Here is a 17326-nt window from a genome sequence, read left to right as displayed (position 1 = left end):
GGCCCGGCGAAACGCCGGGCCAGACCGCTTACGGCTGCGGCATGGAGCGACTGCTGTCGAACCGACGCTGTGTGTCATAGTACGTAGAGATCACTTCCTACCGGTGGTCTCCTGATCCCATGGCAATTCAACAACTCGAGCCCACAGACGACCTGGACGCGGCACTGCGCACCATTTCAGAGTTCAATCGCATCATCGGGGCTGCCGATACAAAGATCGGATTCTTGCTTACTGCAAATGGATTCGGCCTGATGGGGTTGGTGACCGCAGGCAGAACTCCGACACACCTTGCTATCACCATCATGGGAATCGCTCTCGAGGTGACCATCTTCTCGTGTATGTGCTACTTGGCCATGGCGCTGCGGCCCAACCTGTATAGCGCCGGTGCTGGGAACTGGTTCTGTTTCCCAACGTTCCCCATCGAGGTGAGCCAGCGCCCGACCCCGGCAGTCCTCGCCGACTATGCGTGGCAGCAAACAGCGGCGCTCGCTGCGATTACCCAGCGCAAGTATCGACGTTTCGAAGTCGCATTGCGCTGGAGTGCATTCAGCTTGGTCATATTTCTTATATGGTTCGCTATCTCGCTACTTCGCGCGACTTCCGCATAGCGGTAGATGTGGTCCTCACTCTGGCCGGCGCTCAGCATCAGCCCCTGCCATTTGGATCCACTGCTGGACCGGCGAAACACATGGATCCGATTCACCCACACAGGATTCGCTGTTCCAGACAAGCATTCCAAGGATGAAGAACAGGCTGACCGTCAGATGAGGAAACTTGCCGGCTCGGCCCAGAAGGCGCAGTACGACAACCACCAATCGCCCAATTGCATCCGTGAGTGCAAACACGCCATCACCGTAGCCATACAACATGCTCCCTGGGGCACGGCCAAACCTTCCGAGCAATTTGGTCACGAGCCACTCAGGCGCAAGCAGCAAAGCTGGTATGGCCGCGGCCCATTGGCCGGCCGAATTGATAAGCCGGTCGCTCAAGTAGGGAATCAACCTGCCGACGACAGCCGTGAGCACGGCGAACGAGACGGTTGTCAACACTACGAATTCCACGGACTCGGCCCCCCACACCGAGAAGCCGAGATCGAGCAGGCACTTGTCGAACAATGCGACCAGATCTCCAACAATGGGAAGGTCGAGCAACGGATTTTCCGCCGTGGATGAACTAGACATAGCCATCCTCGTTGTCCTCATCATCTGGATCATCTATTACTCGAGCGACCTCACCTCCAGCGTTCGGCGAGGCAGCCAGTTGTTGCGGTTGCTCCGCGGGACCAGCCTGCGGCAGTTGGGTCCAGTGGTCTGCGATGACCTTGGTCGCGCGCGCCATGATGTCTTGGACATCCCTTCTATTGACCAGGCGCTGATCCAGCAGTGCTTTCAACGCACCGTGTGCGGATTCGAAATCCAGCTGCCTCTGGCGCATCAGCAACTGGATGACCTCGTTCACGTCCTCACGGTTGGACGCCAGCTTGAGCGAGATCGCACCGAAGTCGCCGGCTTGCAGCGCAACCGCGTAGAAGTCCATCCGCTGCCGTTCCAGCTCGAGCACGTGCCGCTGCTCGAGCTCTACAATCTCTTGTTTGAACCTCACATTCTGCAGTGCCAAGCTGTGGTCGGTTTCGTTCTCATCATGCTGAAGATGAACATCATGCAGTTGAGCCTTGTGGTCTGCTTCGCGTCGCTCCTCTTTCCAGCGATCGCGCGTGCGTTGCTGAATATGGATCAGAGTGCTCTCCTCCGGCGCGAGCTTCACCTTGCAATCAAGCAGAACTACACCACATGACAAATCGACAGAGCGGTCGGTGAAGTAGGTGTTCAGATGCTGCTCGGCATCGGAAAATTGCGCGGTCTCGAATCTCCGGCAAATTTCCCGAAGCCGATTTTCAAGGAATGGCCGATAGACGAGTTCCCCACTGGCCAAGTTTGTTCGAACTGCCTCGACAGGGTTGCCTATCCGCCAGGACAGATCAACCGCGGCGTGGAAGTCGAAAACCCCTTCCGCAGTGGGGACATCCAGATTCAGGGAGGTGTGATGTACAGAAACGTCGACCCAGAAGAGGACCGGGGGCGGGCTGTAGAAAATCTCGGACGCGACTGGCCTTCGATCCATCAGCATCAGCTGGCCGCGGCGGTCCTGAGACACCGCCGCAGCATATCCATCCGGCGTCGGACGAAACTTTCGCCATGTCGCGCGAGTCATATCCTTGTAGTGGATCAGAGGGGTTGGATCGTTTGCGCTCACGTCGGCTTGTCCTCCTCGTCGAGCATCATCAGTAACTCGTCCACAGCCCGCACTGGGCCGTTGATTTCCTCGGCCCAGTCGCGCAGGTGGTCACACACGGTCCCGGTATCCCGAATGGCATGCCCAAAGTCGATCAGCAATTTCCCCAGCGGTCTGCGCAATTGCGGATCCTTCTCCGCAATCCGAACCCAGCGCCGGATCTCCAGATAGGCCGAGGGCATGTAGTAGGGCGCTTCCATCAGGCGCGCGAAGAGGGTGACGATGGAATCCCGGTGACCAGCCGATTCATCTGCCAGCCATACCATTACCGGCCACACCCGGACGCCCCGGAAAGTTTCGATCTCGAGGCCGAAGCTCAGCTCGAGTACGCATCGGAAACCGGTGTCACGCAATGGGATTTGCTCAGAGTCGGTCCAGATCCGCAACTCGCCAAGGACCAGACCGGTCAACTCGGCAACCTCGAAAAGCTGAACCATGCTGTAACACACAGCCTCCTGAATCACCGGTTCGCTGCTGCGCGCCGCACGACGTAGCAACTCGAGGGCGCGATTCGGCATGATCTGCCCAACAGTGCTACCCAACGCTGCGGCAGCGGTCGCTCGGCGCTCCAGCGGTTGCCTACCCCGTAACCACGCCGCGAGCATTCGTGTCACAAGGGGCGTGAGTTCAGGCTGCAGGCTGGGAAACTGGAGTGCACCGATGGCGGCGAACTGGTCGTGCCCTTCGCTGCTGTCCGCCCACGGTTCGATCACCAGCCTTCTGGCATGGTCGAACTCGAAGGTGGCCAATAGACCCACCGCGACGCCAGCGCGGGTGCACACTCTGAGGTCGGGGTCGGCACCGAGCGCCCGCAACCATTCCCGGACCAGCTCGTGCGCGGCAGGGTATTCCTGCCATACGTATTCCAGAACTCGACGCGGGTAGCGGTCGTCGTCGAATCTCGCGGCCTGGACCGGTATTCGTCCGAACTCGGTGTCCTCGGAGGACTGGTACAACACTGCCCGCGTTCTGCAGAGCATCTCGGCGCTGCGCACACCGAACACCGAGCGCACATGTTGGCTTACATCGGGTATCTGCTCTTGCATGATCAATCGTGCCAGTGTGCGAGCGGCGCTGGACACAATGTGCAACGGCATCCTGTTGAACACTGCCAGGCCGATCGCGAAGGCGCGGGCCTCGACATCAAGCTCTTCGTCGAACCACTTCCGGAAGCGGTCTTCGACTGATGCGGAGTGTCTGTTGACGACGTCAGTGATATCGATTCGACCGACAGCCACCTCAGCCAGTTGCTCAGCCAGGAGAGCTAGTTCACGGGCCGGTGGCCGGTGATCTGCCACATCGGCAAGCAGCTGCACTACGTCAGGGCGCTCGAGCACATCTGTTTGCCCACCGGGTACACGCCAGCGCACATGCTTACTCACCAGCTCAGTCGCATCAGCCGGTTCACCCCCTTCGAAAAGGAATGGGTCGACGTCGGCCAGCAGCTCAGCCGAAAGATCCACCACTACGATCAGCCGGCAACCTTGCCGTGCAAGCGTCCGGCTCAGTTCCTCGAGATGAAACGCCTGCAGAGCAGTCGTCTGTTCGACTTCGAGAGACTCGACCAAGTAGCCGGTGTCCGGCTCGAACTCGAACTCCAATTCGAGCGACCGCAGCCGTACATCGGGGTTGAGTTTCTGCACACCGGCAGAGCACTCCGCGGCCAGTGCGCGGACGGCTGTGGCAGTGCGTCCCCAACCCTTTGGGGCCCGTAAGAGCAGCACCTTCTGTTTGCGGAGCCTGCCGCGCACCTCTCCAAATCCGCGCGGCGGAACAAAGGTGCATTCGAGGTGCTCGAGTAGTGTGGCAGACACCGGTCCACTACGTACGACACTCGGACCAGAGGCGGTGGCGTAATGATCGCGGCCCACCAGGGTCTCAACCGACGCATCGCCGAGGATCAGCGTGTTGGCATGGATCGACGACAGCCCTTGAAGCGAGTTGACTGCGTCCGATAAGGCATTGACTGCTGTGCGCGACTCGCGGCGACGGTCCGGATCAGTGGCCCGCTTACGCGGATCCTCACGTGCCGCGCTGTCAGCACCGGCGTTGTCATTCGATTCGCGGTTGTCCGGGGCGTCCACCGACGACGCTTCGGGTTTGGGCTCGCTCATACGGCCCTGCCGTGATTGTCGCGACCGATAATATTGCGGGCCTTCACATCTCCGAGAAACATATTGTTGGCAGTGTTGGAGTCGTACCCGACGGAAGTCGCGCCAGCGGCACTCCTGGCAGCCTCCGTCGCGGCCGCCGGCCCGCCAGGAAAGGGTGGCGCCGGATATCCGGGCACACGCGCCCAGATCCTGACATCGCCCTCCTTTGTACTGATCACGGCGCTGCCGTACCCAGCGGGTGTCACTGCCGCGCGGTAGCTATGGCGCACAACGCCCTGGTAGACGGCATCGGAGATAACGACCACGCCGTGGGCTCGGGCGGCATTCTTCAACGTGTCCTTGACCAAGCGAGCACCGTTCATCCGGAAGGTCGCGGTCAATGCGTCGCTCAGCCAGCCGTTCTCATCTTCGTGCACATAGCCTTCGTGGACCGCGATGCGCACCCTCAACCAGCCCAACGGATCAACTGTGTGGTTGTGGCTCCGCACACCGTCCAGCAGCTTCTCAACGATCTGGTCCAGTACATCCAGCACGGAAAGATCGAGTACGAGCATGCCCCCGTCTCCCCGATCCTCCTTCGCCGCAACAGCTTCGGGACTCGGAATCGCCGCGTCCAGGATGCGATAGAGCGTCGACCGTATGGTTCCGAGTTCGACGTTGTTCAGATCGCCTGAATCCTCGACATCCACCACAAGGAAGGATCGGTGCGTGGGTTCGTTCATGGCTCCTCCGTGACATTTGAGTTGCGTCTTGTCTATAGGGGCCGGTCAGGAGCGTCTGCGTCCAAATACACACTCGGGAGGCCCTCAGCGAGTTCCGCAAGCAATTCCGGGCGCAATAGCTCCACGCGACGCCTGGCGGTCCGGATGGCGCCGAGTTCCCGCAGCCGCTTCAGCGCCTTGGCCACCGCCTCCCGAGACGCTCCGGCCGCATGCGCCAATTCGGTCTGCGACAGGGGCAAGGCGATGATCACGCGATCGTCATCCGCCCGTCCATAGCGTCCGGCGTAGTCGAGCAGCAGTCGGGCGATGCGCTCTCCGACCGTATACGCGCCGTACTCCAGGCGTTGCATGTCCGCTTCTCGCAGCCGACTGACCACCATCCGCAGCAAGCTGAGCGCGACTTTGCCATCGTTCATCAGAAGTGATCGAAACACGTTGCCCTGCACAACAGTTGCGGTGACAGACGATAGCGCCGTGATGGTCGCAGACCGCGCCCCGCCGTCGATCGCTGAGAGCTCGCCAACCAGATCGCCCGGCCCCCGGATGGCAAGCAGAACCTGCTTGCCGCTCGACGCGGACGAGGTCACTTTCACGCGACCGGCCTCTATCACCAGGATGTGGTCAGATAGTTCGCCCTCGTGGACGAGGACGGATCCGGCTGGCCACTGACGTCGTATGCCGTTAGCCAGCAGAGCATTTCGGCTGTGCTGCGACTTTTCGTCGGAGTTCAGTCCGTCCCCCTTGCAAGCGTCGGAACTCCGCCCCCTTGATCGCAACATGACCGGTAGCCGCGAGGCATACGTCGAGCGCTATGCCCGGTTCGGAGTTCTTCTCCAAATAGACTGATACGGGCCATCTTCCGACAGATAATCTACCCGAGCACAACGTCGCCCGCGCAGCGATTGATTTGCACTTGTGTTGCACGCCCTTAGATTCCACGCACACAGTGCGGCGCTTCAGGCTCCGAAGTCGGCGCGGTGGTCGGCGGCCCATTCGGCCAGGGTGCGGCCGGGTTTGCCGGTGATGGCGGTGACGGGGCGGATCCGGTCGGGTGTGGTGAGGGTGTCGGTCCAGTAGTCCAGGAGCATTTTCATGATCGGGTGGGGGATGAATTGTGCTGTTTCGGAGCGGAATTCGTCTGCGGTGATCTCGGTCAGGGGGATCTGGCGGCCGAGGGCGGCGACCAGGGTGGCGACCTGTTCGGTGCGGGTGAGAGCCTGCGGGCCGGTGAGCGCGATGATCCGGCCGAGATGGTCGCCGGAGAGCAGGGTCTCGGCAGCGGCTTCGGCGACGTCGTATTCGTGAATCGGCGCTTGGGCGGAGGCCAGGAAGGGGGCCCGGATGGGTGCGCCCGAGCTGATCTGCCACCGCCATTCCAGCAGGTTGTTGGCGAAGGTGCCGGGACGCAGGATGGTCCACGCGTCGGTGCGGCCGGTGACCGCAGCCTCGACGGCGCTGTGGTGGAGCTGGCTCGCCGAGCCGTGGTCACGGGGGAATTCCATCGCCGCGGCCAGCGAGACAGCACCGTGAAGCGGCGCACACCGGCGGCGACGGCCGCGTCGAGAAAGACCTCGATGCCCTGGGCCGGGAAGACGAAGGCGCGATCGACGCCGTCGAACAGCTGCGGGCCAAGGGTGGAGGCGTCGGTGAGATCGCCGGCCACGACCTCGACGCCGTCGGGCAGGTTCGCATCCGCGGGCTTGCGGGTCACGGCGCGGACCCTCGCACCGCGCGCGAGAAGGGTGGTGACCAGGTGTCGTCCGACGGCGCCGGTCGCGCCGGTGACGAGAACGGCCGGGCGGGAGGGGCGGGTATCTGTGCTGCTCATGACATGAATGTTTCCGGTAAAGCCCCGGCCCCCACATCACGAGAATTCGTTATTTCGCGGTGTAACGCGGAGGAGTTGATACGTGACGTACGTCACGTAAGGGTGGTTCGTCGCGGAGTCCCGCGCGCCGCCGAAGTTCGAATCGAGCGTGGGCCTGTCAGGGTCGGGGCGTCGAGCCCCACGCTGATGGGAGGTTGTGATGAGGTCGCTCGGCAAGAAGATGCTGGTGAGCGCGGCCGCGACGGCGGTGCTCGGCGCGGGGGTGGCGATGGGTGCGGCGCCTGTTCAGGCGCAGCCGTGGCAGCCGGGGTGTGCGGCGTATCCGGTCAACAACAGTGCGGCGTTCTCGACGTGTTATTGGCCGGTCTGGCATCAGGTGAAGATCGAGTGCCGGCACTGGTGGGGCTGGTTCGGCAGTAGTTGGGCAACCTATGAACGCCGCGGTCCGGTCGTGTGGGACGGTCAGCAATCCTGGGCGCACTGCGATACACCGGGCACGCTGCAGCATTGGGAGGTCGTGACCTTCTGGTGGTGGTGACGTACCGCCCATCGATCGAATAGCAGCAGATCCGGCGGGCGCGTCGGCCGAACCAGCCGGCGCCCGATGCGCTCGCCGGTCACCAGGTCACGGGCAGTGATTTCGGCCCGCGTACGAGAAGGCCTGTCTTCCACGGCACTTCGTCGACGGGGACGGCCAGGCGCAGGGTGGGGAAGCTGCGGAGCAGGGAGGCCATGGCGACCTGGAGTTCCAGGCGGGCCAGTTGGGCGCCGAGACAGTGATGGGCGCCGTGGCCGAATGCCATGTGCGGGTTGTCGGTTCGGGTGAGGTCGAGGTGTTCGGGGTCGGTGAAGACGGTTTCGTCGCGGTTGGCGGCCTGGGTGTTGACGAAGACGGCCTCGCCGGCGCGGACGGTGATACCGCTGAGCTCGACGTCCTCGGTGGCGATGCGGGCGAAGGCGCCACCGGATCCGAGCTGCACGTGGCGCAGCAGTTCCTCGACCGCGCCGGGGACCAGTTCCGGGTTGCGCTGCAAGAGTTCCCACTGCTCGGGGGCGGTGAGCAGGACGTAGGTGAAGTTGGCGATCTGGTTGGCGGTGGTCTCGTGGCCGGCGATGAGCAGGCCGACGCCGAGGTTGACCAGTTCGAGCTCGCTCAGCTGGTCGTCGTTGTCGCGGGCGGCGACCAGTGCACTGAGCAGGTCATCGCGCGGCTCGGCGCGGCGTTGTGAGATCAGTTCCGCCAGATAGGTTTCCAGGCCGATGCGCGCCTCGATGATCTGGGCGCGAGTGTAGGCGGTGGTGGACAGGATGGCGTCGGAGAACTCGCGGAACCGATGCTGCTGTTCGGTTGGCACACCGAGCATTTCGCAGATCACGGTGACCGGCAGCGGCAGCGCGAACTGTTGCACCAGGTCCGCCGGCGGGCCGGACCGCTCGATCGCGGCGAGAAGGGAGTCCACGATCTGCTGAGCGCGCGGGCGCAACAGCTGGACGCGACGCCCGGTGAACGCCTTCGCGACCAGTTTGCGCAGCCTGGTGTGCTCCGGCGGATCCATGCTGAGCAGCGAATCACCCCGCGGCGGTTCGGGTGTCGAGCGCGGCAGGTCTTCCCGGTCGACGGTCGCCGCCCGGCTGAAGCGCGGATCGGCCAGCACCAGCCGGACATCGTCATAGCGGGTGACCAGCCACCCCTCCCCGCCGTACGGGAGCCGGATCCGCGCCACCGGTTCCTCCCGCCGCAGCCGCGCCAGCAGTGGATGCATATCGAGCCGGACCGGCTCGCCGAACGGATAGTCGCGAACCTCGAGACTGGTGGACATCACGATCTCCCTTCCCCGAAGCCGACCGGCCGCGGAGACGAAGCGAGTTGCTTTCCCAAGCTAAGTAAACGCCCGGCCCACCGTCCCGTCAACGATTTCCATTCCAGCGCTGAGTGATTGAGCGACGTGCAGCTGGCGGATCGCGCCTGGTCGACGCCGGTCTCGACTGTGATCCATCCCCTATATCCGATTCCGTGACCTGTTCGGTATCGACAGCGCTTAACGTGCGCGGGGCACAAACAGTTTGGTTGGAAGGTGGCAGTAAGCGTGATCGGTACGCGGGCGAAGCTCGATGAACTGACCAAGATCCTGGCGATCGCCGCGGAACCGGCGGGTGACGCCGGTATCGCCAAGCGGGAGAAGAAGGGCATCCCCAGCGTTCGCGAGCGGGTGCACAGGCTGCTCGACCCCGGGACGTTCATCGAGACCGGCGCGCTGGCCCGCCAGCCCGGCCAGCCGGACGCACTCTACGGAGACGGCCTGGTCACCGGCCACGGGCTGATCGGGGGCCGTCCGGTGGTGGTGATCTCCCACGATCAGACCGTGTACGGCGGGTCCGTCGGCGTCACCTCCGCGCAGAAGTTCATGCGGGCGCTGCGTTTCGCGTTCGAGAACGCGTGCCCGGTGGTGACGATCAATGATTCGGGCGGCGCGCGCATCCAGGACGCGGTCGGTTCGATCGCCTCGTTCGGTGACATCTCCCGGGTGCTGGAGAAGCTGTCCGGGTACGTGCCGCAGGTGTCGATCATTCTCGGCAAGTGCGCCGCGGGCTCGGTGTACGGGCCGATCAATACCGATGTGCTCATCGGCACCAAGGATTCCTACATGTTCGTCACCGGACCGGACGTGATCAAGGCCGTCAACGGTGAGGACATCAGCGCCGAGGAGCTCGGCGGCGCCGAGGTGCAGGCCAAGCGCGGCACCCTGCATCATGTGGCCGAGACCGAGCAGGAGGCCTACGACTGGGCCCGCAGCTACCTGAGCTTCATGCCGACCAGCTGCCTGGAACAGCCGCCGATCGTGAATCCCGGTCTGGAACCGGAGATCACGGCCAGCGACCGGGAGCTCGACACGATCATCCCGGACTCCGATCGCGCGGGGTACGACATGCACGAGATCCTGCTGCGCCTCTTCGACGACGGTGAGTTCCATGAGATCCGCGCCGCCTTCGCCCCGAATCTGATCACCGGCTTCGCCCGGGTCGACGGACATCCCGTCGGCGTGATCGCCAATCAGCCGCTGGTCCTCGGCGGTTCCATCGACGCCGCCTGCTCGGACAAATCGACCTACTTCATCCGGCTGTGCGACGCCTTCAATATCCCGCTGATCTTCGTCGCCGACACCCCAGGCGTGCTGCCGGGCCTCGCGGAGGAAGCCGCCGGCGTGATCATCCGCGGCGGCCGGGTCCCGCGCGCCATCATCGAGGCGACGGTGCCGATCATCAACCTGGTGGTGCGCAAGTCCTACGGCGGCGCCTACGGCATGATGGCGGCCCGCCAGGTCGGCGCCGACATCAGTTTCGCCTGGCCGACCGCCCGGATCGCGGTGATCGGCGCCGAAAGCGCGGTCGACCTGCTCGGCAAGCGGCAGTTGGCGGCGGTGCCGGAGGAACATCGGGCGGCGGCGCGCGAGTTCATGGTCAACCAGTACAACGAGACCATCGCCACCCCGTGGATCGCCGCCGAACGCGGCTACATCGACGCGGTCATCGAACCGTCGCGCACCCGTCTGGAGATCCGGCACGCACTGCGCCTGCTGCGCGACAAGCCGCCGGTCAAGCCGGAATTCAACCCGCGCAAGCACCCGGTGTACCCGATGTGACCGGAGCGTTCGCGCGACTATCGCCCTGCTGCGTCCGGGGAGAGTTCTTGTGCTACAAGGCTGTCCACCAGATCGTTCAGTTGCGATACCAGTGCGGCAGCACCGTCGTTGTGCGCGAGGTTGTGTAGTTCGAGCGGATCCTCTTGGCGATCGTAGAGTTCGTACTCGTAGTCCGAGCGCGGTCCCTCGAGGTTCCGCTCCGTGGAGTAACGGCCGAAGCTGTAGCGCGGTGTGATCGCACCGCGCATGAAGTAGTTGACGCCGGGCACTTGTCCGCCACTGGATTTCGCATCCGAGGTGAGCAGCAGGGCGGATCTGACGGTGGCGTCCGGGTTGGCCAGCAGTGGTGTGAGGTCACGCCCGGCGACCGGAGGCACCGTGCCGGCACCGGCTCCTGCGATGGACGCCAGTGTCGGCACCAAATCCACGTGAGAGGTCAGGGCAGTCACCGTCTTGCCATGCGTCGCAGGGTTTCTCGGGTCCGAGATCACCAGCGGCACCCGATTGTTCTCGCGGTAGATCATGGCGCCCTTCTGCCGAAGACCGTGCGCGCCACCGAGTTCGCCGTGATCGGCGACCTGGACCACGACGGTGTCGCCGGCCCTGCCGCATTGGTCGAGGCCGTCGAGGAGCCGCGCCAGCAATTCATCGGTGCGGCGCAACAACTCCAGATACCAGTTGCCCCATTGCCGCCACTGCCGCCGCCCCTGCTCCGAACTCACCTCATTGGGCATGAGGCCGCCGACGGCCTCGTTCATGGCACGCCACACCGATTGCACGCGCGGCTTGGTGGACAGGTCGGATTCGAAATTCGGCGGTACGTCCGCGCCGTAATTCGGCACGTCTTCGAGCCGGTAGAAGCGCGGGCAGTACATCATGTCGTGCGGATTGACCAGGCTCACCACACACAGCCACGGCTCCGGATCGTCGCCGTGCCGGCGCAACCAGTCGATCGCGTGGTCGACGACTCCCGGATCCTCCCGCATGCCCTCGTTCGGGCTGCCGCCGCCCAGAAGGTCGACGGCCTCGTCGAACCCGTAGGCCGACAATGCCGTCGGCTCCGCGCCGACCGGCTCGGACAGATGCCATTTGCCGATATAGGCGGTCCGATAGCCCTGCTGCCGCAGAACCGTTCCGAGCGTGGGGATTCCGGTGTCGAGGTCGGGGCTCCACGCGTGCAGCGGCCCGAGCACCGTCCCCATCAGATCATTGCCGCGGACATTGTCGCGCATACCGCTGACCGGGGCGTGCAGCCCCGTGAAGAACGCCGACCGCGCCGGCGAACACGGTGCGGTCGGCGTGTGATGCATGGCGAAGCGCACCCCGGCGGCCTGCAACCGTGCTCGCGCGGGCAATGAAAAGCCCGATGGCAGAACAACATCCGCCCGCTCCTGATCGGTCATGAGCACGAGGATGTTCGGACGGTCCGCGGAGGCGGCGGAGGCCGGGGCGGGCGACCCCAGAACGGGCAGCGCAGGCGCCGCCGCCATCATCGCGAGAACCTGCCGCCTGGTCGGGAGTCGTCGAGGGGAATTCATGGTGACGCGGCCCTTCTTGCCGTGAGTGAAGCCGCGACCACTGTAACTGATAAATAGACCAAATCGTTCAGTTGATCTGTTATCCCAGCTCGAGCGCGCACGCTACTGTTCACGAATGGCCAGATCCGAGACACCGCCGACCACATCCCGTGGCGAGCAGACCCGGCAGCTGATCCTCGACATGGCCATCCGCCGATTCGCCGACCAGGGCTTCCGCAATACCTCGGTATCCGCCATCGCCCGCGACCTCAACCTCGCCCCCTCCGCGGTGTACTTCCACTTCGCCGACAAAGAGGCCCTCTTCGCCGCCGCCTTCGACCGCGACGCCGCCCGCCTGTGCGACGAAGCCCTCGGCCTCCCCGGCCCCGTGGACCCCGACTACTGGCAGCGAGTCGTCGCCCGTTTCGTCACCGCGATGGACACCCACCCGCTCGCCCACCGAGTCCTCTCCGGCCGCGAGCCGGAACTACTCAGCAGACTCATCGACGGCGATGTAACCCAACGCATCCGCACAGCCATGGAGAACTCCCTCCGCGCCGGCCAGTCCATCGGCGACATCGCCGCAGACCTGGACCCCCACGACACGGCAATAGCCCTCGAAGCCATCTTCACCGCCGTCGTCCTCACGGTCACCCAAGTCGGCGGCACCGGCTCCTCGGAACGCGTACACGCCGTAGGCCACTTCGTCCGATCCGCCCTGATGCCGTCCCACGGCACTGTCCGCCCAACCCCCGGCACCGAACAGAACTCCCCGTAACCGCCTCTACCCGAAGGCAGTTCGACAGCCGAAGTGCGCGATCGCCGCCGGGGAAATCACTCTTCCGGCTGGCCACCGCCCATGCCGCCACCGTCAGGCTGGCCACCGCCCATGCCACCGCCATCGGGCTGACCTCCACCCATGCCACCACCATCGGGCTGGCCACCACCCATGCCACCACCGTCAGGCTGACCACCACCCATACCGCCACCATCAGGCACCTGCACGGGAACGCAGACCCACTTCGCCCCGGTCCACTCCCATTGGCCACGCCCCGAGCCGTCGTAGGGGCACGGGTCGCCCGCCTTCGGTTCGCCAGCGGTCGGCGGTGTGGAAGTCACGGGCGGCTGTACAGGACCGGTGGTTCGGCCCGGCGTCCCGGGCCGCGGTGACTGACCGGGCACAGCCGGGACCGAACCAGCGGTGGTCGCGGTGGTCGAGGTCGCCGGCTGATCCGACTTCCCATCCGAGCCTCCACACGCCGTCAGCACGACCGCGGTCGCCCCCGCCATGGCTGCACCGACGATTGTTCGGGGCATTGTTCGGCATTTGCCGGCAAACGTTTGCATACCGATCCTTTCATCGCACAGCGACAGAGATCCACATTGATGAATGGTGAGAAGCGCGCTCATGCTCGGCGCGACAATCAAAGTTAACGAAACCGACATTCCGAGATGGATAGCAGTTGGTTAGAGAAGAGTTAGAACAGACGACGTTGAATCAACACCCGTTCCGCTTGCCCACCGTAAATTACCGCTGGCAGGCGCGGTGCGCGACGCTCAAGCGCACGATCCGGCGGCCGCGCGGTCGAATGCCTCCGACCAATCGGCGGGTGAGGTGAACAGCGGCGGTGGCATTTGAGCTCGCATGGCCGGGAGCCCACCCGGGAAATTATCCATTTGATTGAGGATTCCTTGGCAGAACCCGCGAATGGTGGCCTCGCGCAGGTCGGTCGGTGGTGCGGGCTGCTCGGGTGGTGCGGGATTTGTGGGCTCGGGCTCGATAGGTCTCGGTGCGGGCGGCACCGTGATAGTCGGTACGGGCCGCGCCGTGGTAGTCGGGGCAGGCGGCTCGCTGGTTTCCGGTGGGGGTGAGACCTCCAGCGGCAAGTCCGGTTTCGTGATTCCGGGCTGCGCGGGGTTGCCGCCACTCGTTGCGGGGCTGAAGACGATGGTCGGCCGCAGTGTCGTGGGTTGCGGTGTGGTGGACGCCGTCGCGGCGCTCGCTGTGTTGTCGCCACGGGTTGCGACGATGACAGCTGTTGCCCCACTGAAAATTACGATAGCCAGCGCGACACCGGGCACCCAGAATCGGGAGGCTCGGCGGGCCTGCGGCGGAGTTCTCGCCGCCGATGGAGCCGGACGCGAATCCGATTGCGCTGGACGCTGATAAGGAACCGGATCGGTCGCCCGAAGCAACGCACCACGTGCAGCCGCCGGGGCCGCTCCACCCCCTGCGTTACCGGCCGCATCGTGCGCGACAGTGGACGAAATCGGTATCAGCCGAACCAGATTCGCCGAATACCCCACAACTTCCGCCGCTCGCGCGAGCATCCCGGCGTGCACAGCCAGCCACTCATCCGGACACGCCAGGACCAATCCAGCGGGTGCCTCCCCATCCCGTCCGGCACGCGCGGCTGCCAGCGCCGTCCGAAGCACCCACACCACGGCCTCCGGCTCCGGCGGAATCTCCCCCGCACTGGGCAACTCGATCGACTTCACTTGCCGCACAGCCAGATCCAGACCGGCCGCAGCGGCCCCCGCTTCGCCGAACGCCACGCCCAACAGCCAGTTGCCCCCCATCCATTCCTCCTGGACGGTCGGATAAGGAAGCCCAGTATCCCATCACGCTCACGTCCACGGTCGCGATCTAGAACAATGAGCCGATGGGAGGTACCGCCACCGACGCCCCGTCCCGGGTCTACGCCCCCAAACGCGCAGGCGCGTAGTAGTTTCCGGGATGGAGCAGGGCGTGAACGACCGTCTCGGCCTGGGCGGCGGGGCCATCGGGTCCGAACTCCTGGACCGTGGCGTAGACACCCTCCATGATCAGCATGAGCTGGTCGGCCAGTGCCGCGGGGACCGGATGTGGCGTGCGCGCCGACAATTCGCCGACCAGGGCGGAGAACTGGGCGCGAACCCAGGTCTTCATGGCTACGGCGCGCTGATGGCTCACCAGGTCTCGGTCGGGGAGTTCGCCGAGTGCGATGAGGAAGGGGCAGCCGCGGCAAGAGGCGGGGCGGACCTGCTCCGCGAGGGCGCGGAAGACGGCGAGTATGCGGTCGCGCGGGTCCGATGCGGAATCCGCTGCGGCGGTGAACCATTCGCGGTAGCGCTGGTCTTCTCGGTCCAGGTACGCGGCAATGAGGTCGTCCTTGGTGGCGAACAGCCGATACAGCGTTGTCGGCGCGACGCCGGCCGCCGCCGCCACGGTGTCCACGCCGGTCGCCCGGATGCCGTTGTCGTAGAAAAGATCACGCGCGACGGACAGCACATGTTCGCGAGTTTCGGAGGCGGGTCGTCGTTTCGGCGGCACCGGAATAGCCTACCGGCCTTCCGAGTTCTTGTTAGGGATCGTTCCCTAACAATCGATCTCAGGAGTTCGACATGACCGATCTTTCCGGTAGAACCGCACTGGTCACGGGCGGATCCCGCGGCATCGGCCGCGCCATCGCCGAACGGCTCGCCGCCGACGGCGCGCAGGTGGCCGTCCACTACGGCAGCAATGAAGCGGCGGCGAAGGACACCGTCGCCGCCATCGAACAGGCGGGCGGGAAGGCCTTCGCCGTGCGCGCGGACCTCGCCGACCCGGCGGGCCCCGACCAGCTGATCACCGCACTCGAGGACCGGCTCGGCGGACAGCCGCTGGACATCCTGGTCAACAATGCGGCGATCATCGTCTACGAGGCCACCATCGCCGAGGCCACCCTCGAACAGTTCGAGCGCCAGTTCGCGATCAATGTCCGCGCACCCTTCTTCATCATCCAGCGCGCCCTCCCGCTGCTGCGCGACGGCGGCCGAATAGTCAATATCTCCTCCGGAGTCACCTGGTTCGCCACCCCGCAGACCGTCTATTCCATGACCAAGGGCGCCCTCAACGCCCTCGGGCGCTCCCTGGCCAACACCCTCGGCGCGCGCGGAATCACCGTCAACACCGTCTCGCCGGGCGTGACCGACACCGAAATGAACTCCTGGCTACACGAATCCGACGACGCCGTCCCCGGTATCGCCGCCATCACCGCCCTGGACCGAGTCGGCCGCGCCCCCGACATCGCCGACGCCGTCGCCTTCTTCGCCTCCGACGACGGCCGCTGGGTAACCGGCCAAACCCTCGAGGTCAACGGCGGATTGTTCCTCGGCCCCAAAACCCAATCCTGGTAACCGAAACGTCGCGATGCGACAAACAGGTCAGGCTCGGCGATTCGCCGGGCCTGACGGTCCGAGGCATTTCGTCGCGGTCACGAACGTCTGCACATCTCGGCGGTCCAGTACGGCCCGTTGGAGTCGTTGTCATTCACATCGGATCCACCGACATGGACGATGCACACCACCCGATCGCCTGCGCGCAGGTCCGGTATTCCGCTGGAAATCGCCGATTGGCTGATGGTTCCGCTCGGCCTTCCGTCGCGAGCCATACGCGGAGTGTGTTCGGCCTCGCTCTCCAGCAAGCAGGCCCCACCCGGCTCCGGTGAGCAGCGGACGATGAAGGGCACTTCGCCATCCCACCGGGGCTCATGGAGCGAGAGCAGCTTCCAGGCGCCCACCGCGGCCCCCACCGCGACCACGCAGGCGAACACCGCACCGAGCAGAATCGCCATCGCATCGCCGAATATCTCTCGCGTCCCGCCCATTTCATTCCCTCCCGTACCGTCGCATCGCTGCGAATTGTGAATCTCTATATATGCGGTCTGTTTTCGGACCACAATCGGGAGTCTTGGAAGAAACCCCAGGAGGGCACCATGATTCGCAAAATCGCTGCTACCGCGGCCATAGCCACCGCACTCATCGGCGCCGGCGCCGGTCTCGCACAAGCCGAAACCCCCGCCGCCGAAGCCATCCAGCCCGCCGTCGCGGTACAGCCGGTGCAGCCGGTCGCCGCGGGCCAGACCCAATCCCTCGTCGGCCAGCAGGTCGGCACCGTCGTCGGAACGGTGATCGGCGTCGGAGTCGGCGCCGTCGCCGGCGGCGCCATCGCATGCGCGGCCACGGCACCCGTCTGCCCGTTCGGCGCGGTCGTCGGTGTCGGTATCGGCGCCGTCGCGGGTGGCGTGATCGGCGCGGGCCTCGGCGCCGGAGCCGGGGCGGCAATCGGCGCGCAGATCCCGGCCTAGCCCGGAAACGACGTTGGGGCCGGTACCGCTTCGGCGGTACCCGCCCCAACGGGAACGGTTCGTGCAATGACACGATCGGTGGAGCTAAGGGGACTCGAACCCCA

General features: G+C 64.9%; 16 protein-coding genes and 1 pseudogene. 6 read left to right on the top strand and 11 right to left on the bottom strand.

The features are described from left to right. Nucleotides 1-119 precede the first annotated feature (119 nt). Complete coding sequence (locus ACFVIV_RS20590) at nucleotides 120-608, top strand: hypothetical protein (protein WP_379198571.1); 489 nt, start codon at nucleotides 120-122, stop codon at nucleotides 606-608. A gap of 15 nt (nucleotides 609-623) precedes the next feature. Here the strand turns inward: ACFVIV_RS20590 and ACFVIV_RS20585 are convergent, their stop codons facing one another. The 7 genes and pseudogenes from ACFVIV_RS20585 to ACFVIV_RS20555 form a co-directional block, all read right to left on the bottom strand. Continuing rightward, a complete protein-coding gene (locus ACFVIV_RS20585) occupies nucleotides 624-1181 on the bottom strand; it encodes a hypothetical protein (RefSeq protein WP_379198569.1) in 558 nt (185 codons plus the stop codon). After that, nucleotides 1174-2253 (bottom strand): hypothetical protein, encoded by a 1080-nt coding sequence (locus ACFVIV_RS20580; RefSeq protein ID WP_379198567.1) that lies wholly within the window; start codon nucleotides 2251-2253, stop codon nucleotides 1174-1176. The genes ACFVIV_RS20585 and ACFVIV_RS20580 overlap by 8 nt, the downstream gene beginning before the upstream one ends. Continuing rightward, nucleotides 2250-4406: a hypothetical protein gene (locus ACFVIV_RS20575; RefSeq protein WP_379198565.1), complete on the bottom strand. Its 2157-nt coding sequence runs from the start codon at nucleotides 4404-4406 to the stop codon at nucleotides 2250-2252. The genes ACFVIV_RS20580 and ACFVIV_RS20575 overlap by 4 nt, the downstream gene beginning before the upstream one ends. Further along, nucleotides 4403-5128: a hypothetical protein gene (locus ACFVIV_RS20570; protein WP_379198563.1), complete on the bottom strand. Its 726-nt coding sequence runs from the start codon at nucleotides 5126-5128 to the stop codon at nucleotides 4403-4405. Before ACFVIV_RS20570 ends, ACFVIV_RS20575 begins: the two co-directional genes overlap by 4 nt. A 32-nt stretch (nucleotides 5129-5160) precedes the next feature. Next, a complete protein-coding gene (locus ACFVIV_RS20565; protein WP_379198561.1) occupies nucleotides 5161-5907 on the bottom strand; it encodes a Crp/Fnr family transcriptional regulator in 747 nt (248 codons plus the stop codon). Nucleotides 5908-6084: 177 nt separating this feature from the next. Next, on the bottom strand, nucleotides 6085-6630 hold the full coding sequence (locus ACFVIV_RS20560) for a hypothetical protein (protein ID WP_379198844.1): 546 nt from the start codon (nucleotides 6628-6630) through the stop codon (nucleotides 6085-6087). Between the two features lie 23 nt (nucleotides 6631-6653). Further along, nucleotides 6654-6956 (bottom strand): annotated as a pseudogene (locus tag ACFVIV_RS20555) (SDR family oxidoreductase); the annotation flags it as partial. Nucleotides 6957-7155: 199 nt separating this feature from the next. Between ACFVIV_RS20555 and ACFVIV_RS20550 the strand changes: the two are divergent. Next, on the top strand, nucleotides 7156-7494 hold the full coding sequence (locus ACFVIV_RS20550; RefSeq protein WP_379198559.1) for a hypothetical protein: 339 nt from the start codon (nucleotides 7156-7158) through the stop codon (nucleotides 7492-7494). Between the two features lie 79 nt (nucleotides 7495-7573). Here ACFVIV_RS20550 and ACFVIV_RS20545 read toward each other — a convergent pair whose 3' ends face one another. Further along, complete coding sequence (locus ACFVIV_RS20545; protein ID WP_379198557.1) at nucleotides 7574-8776, bottom strand: cytochrome P450; 1203 nt, start codon at nucleotides 8774-8776, stop codon at nucleotides 7574-7576. 267 nt (nucleotides 8777-9043) lie between these two features. On the opposite strand from ACFVIV_RS20545, the gene ACFVIV_RS20540 reads away from it, so the two are divergent. Beyond that, on the top strand, nucleotides 9044-10597 hold the full coding sequence (locus ACFVIV_RS20540; protein ID WP_379198555.1) for an acyl-CoA carboxylase subunit beta: 1554 nt from the start codon (nucleotides 9044-9046) through the stop codon (nucleotides 10595-10597). Between the two features lie 17 nt (nucleotides 10598-10614). Here ACFVIV_RS20540 and ACFVIV_RS20535 read toward each other — a convergent pair whose 3' ends face one another. Further along, a complete protein-coding gene (locus ACFVIV_RS20535) occupies nucleotides 10615-12090 on the bottom strand; it encodes a sulfatase-like hydrolase/transferase (RefSeq protein WP_379198553.1) in 1476 nt (491 codons plus the stop codon). 160 nt (nucleotides 12091-12250) lie between these two features. Here ACFVIV_RS20535 and ACFVIV_RS20530 point away from each other — a divergent pair, with 160 nt between their 5' ends. Next, entirely contained in the window at nucleotides 12251-12892 is a 642-nt protein-coding gene (locus ACFVIV_RS20530) for a TetR/AcrR family transcriptional regulator (protein ID WP_379198551.1), read from the top strand. 1920 nt (nucleotides 12893-14812) lie between these two features. Here ACFVIV_RS20530 and ACFVIV_RS20525 read toward each other — a convergent pair. Further along, nucleotides 14813-15427 carry a TetR/AcrR family transcriptional regulator gene (locus ACFVIV_RS20525; protein WP_379198549.1) on the bottom strand — a complete coding sequence of 205 codons (615 nt, stop codon included), beginning with the start codon at nucleotides 15425-15427 and terminating at the stop codon, nucleotides 14813-14815. Between the two features lie 71 nt (nucleotides 15428-15498). Between ACFVIV_RS20525 and ACFVIV_RS20520 the strand changes: the two genes are divergently transcribed. Then, complete coding sequence (locus tag ACFVIV_RS20520) at nucleotides 15499-16272, top strand: SDR family NAD(P)-dependent oxidoreductase (RefSeq protein WP_379198547.1); 774 nt, start codon at nucleotides 15499-15501, stop codon at nucleotides 16270-16272. Nucleotides 16273-16349: 77 nt separating this feature from the next. On the opposite strand, the gene ACFVIV_RS20515 is transcribed toward ACFVIV_RS20520, so the two are convergent. After that, entirely contained in the window at nucleotides 16350-16742 is a 393-nt protein-coding gene (locus tag ACFVIV_RS20515) for a hypothetical protein (RefSeq protein ID WP_379198545.1), read from the bottom strand. Nucleotides 16743-16850: 108 nt separating this feature from the next. Between ACFVIV_RS20515 and ACFVIV_RS20510 the strand changes: the two genes are divergently transcribed. Further along, a complete protein-coding gene (locus ACFVIV_RS20510; protein WP_379198543.1) occupies nucleotides 16851-17222 on the top strand; it encodes a hypothetical protein in 372 nt (123 codons plus the stop codon). The last annotated feature ends 104 nt before the right edge of the window (nucleotides 17223-17326 follow it).

The sequence above is a fragment of the Nocardia sp. NPDC127526 genome (genome assembly GCF_042672265.1).
Lineage (GTDB): Bacteria > Actinomycetota > Actinomycetes > Mycobacteriales > Mycobacteriaceae > Nocardia.
This window is presented reverse-complemented; position numbering and strand designations above follow the sequence as displayed.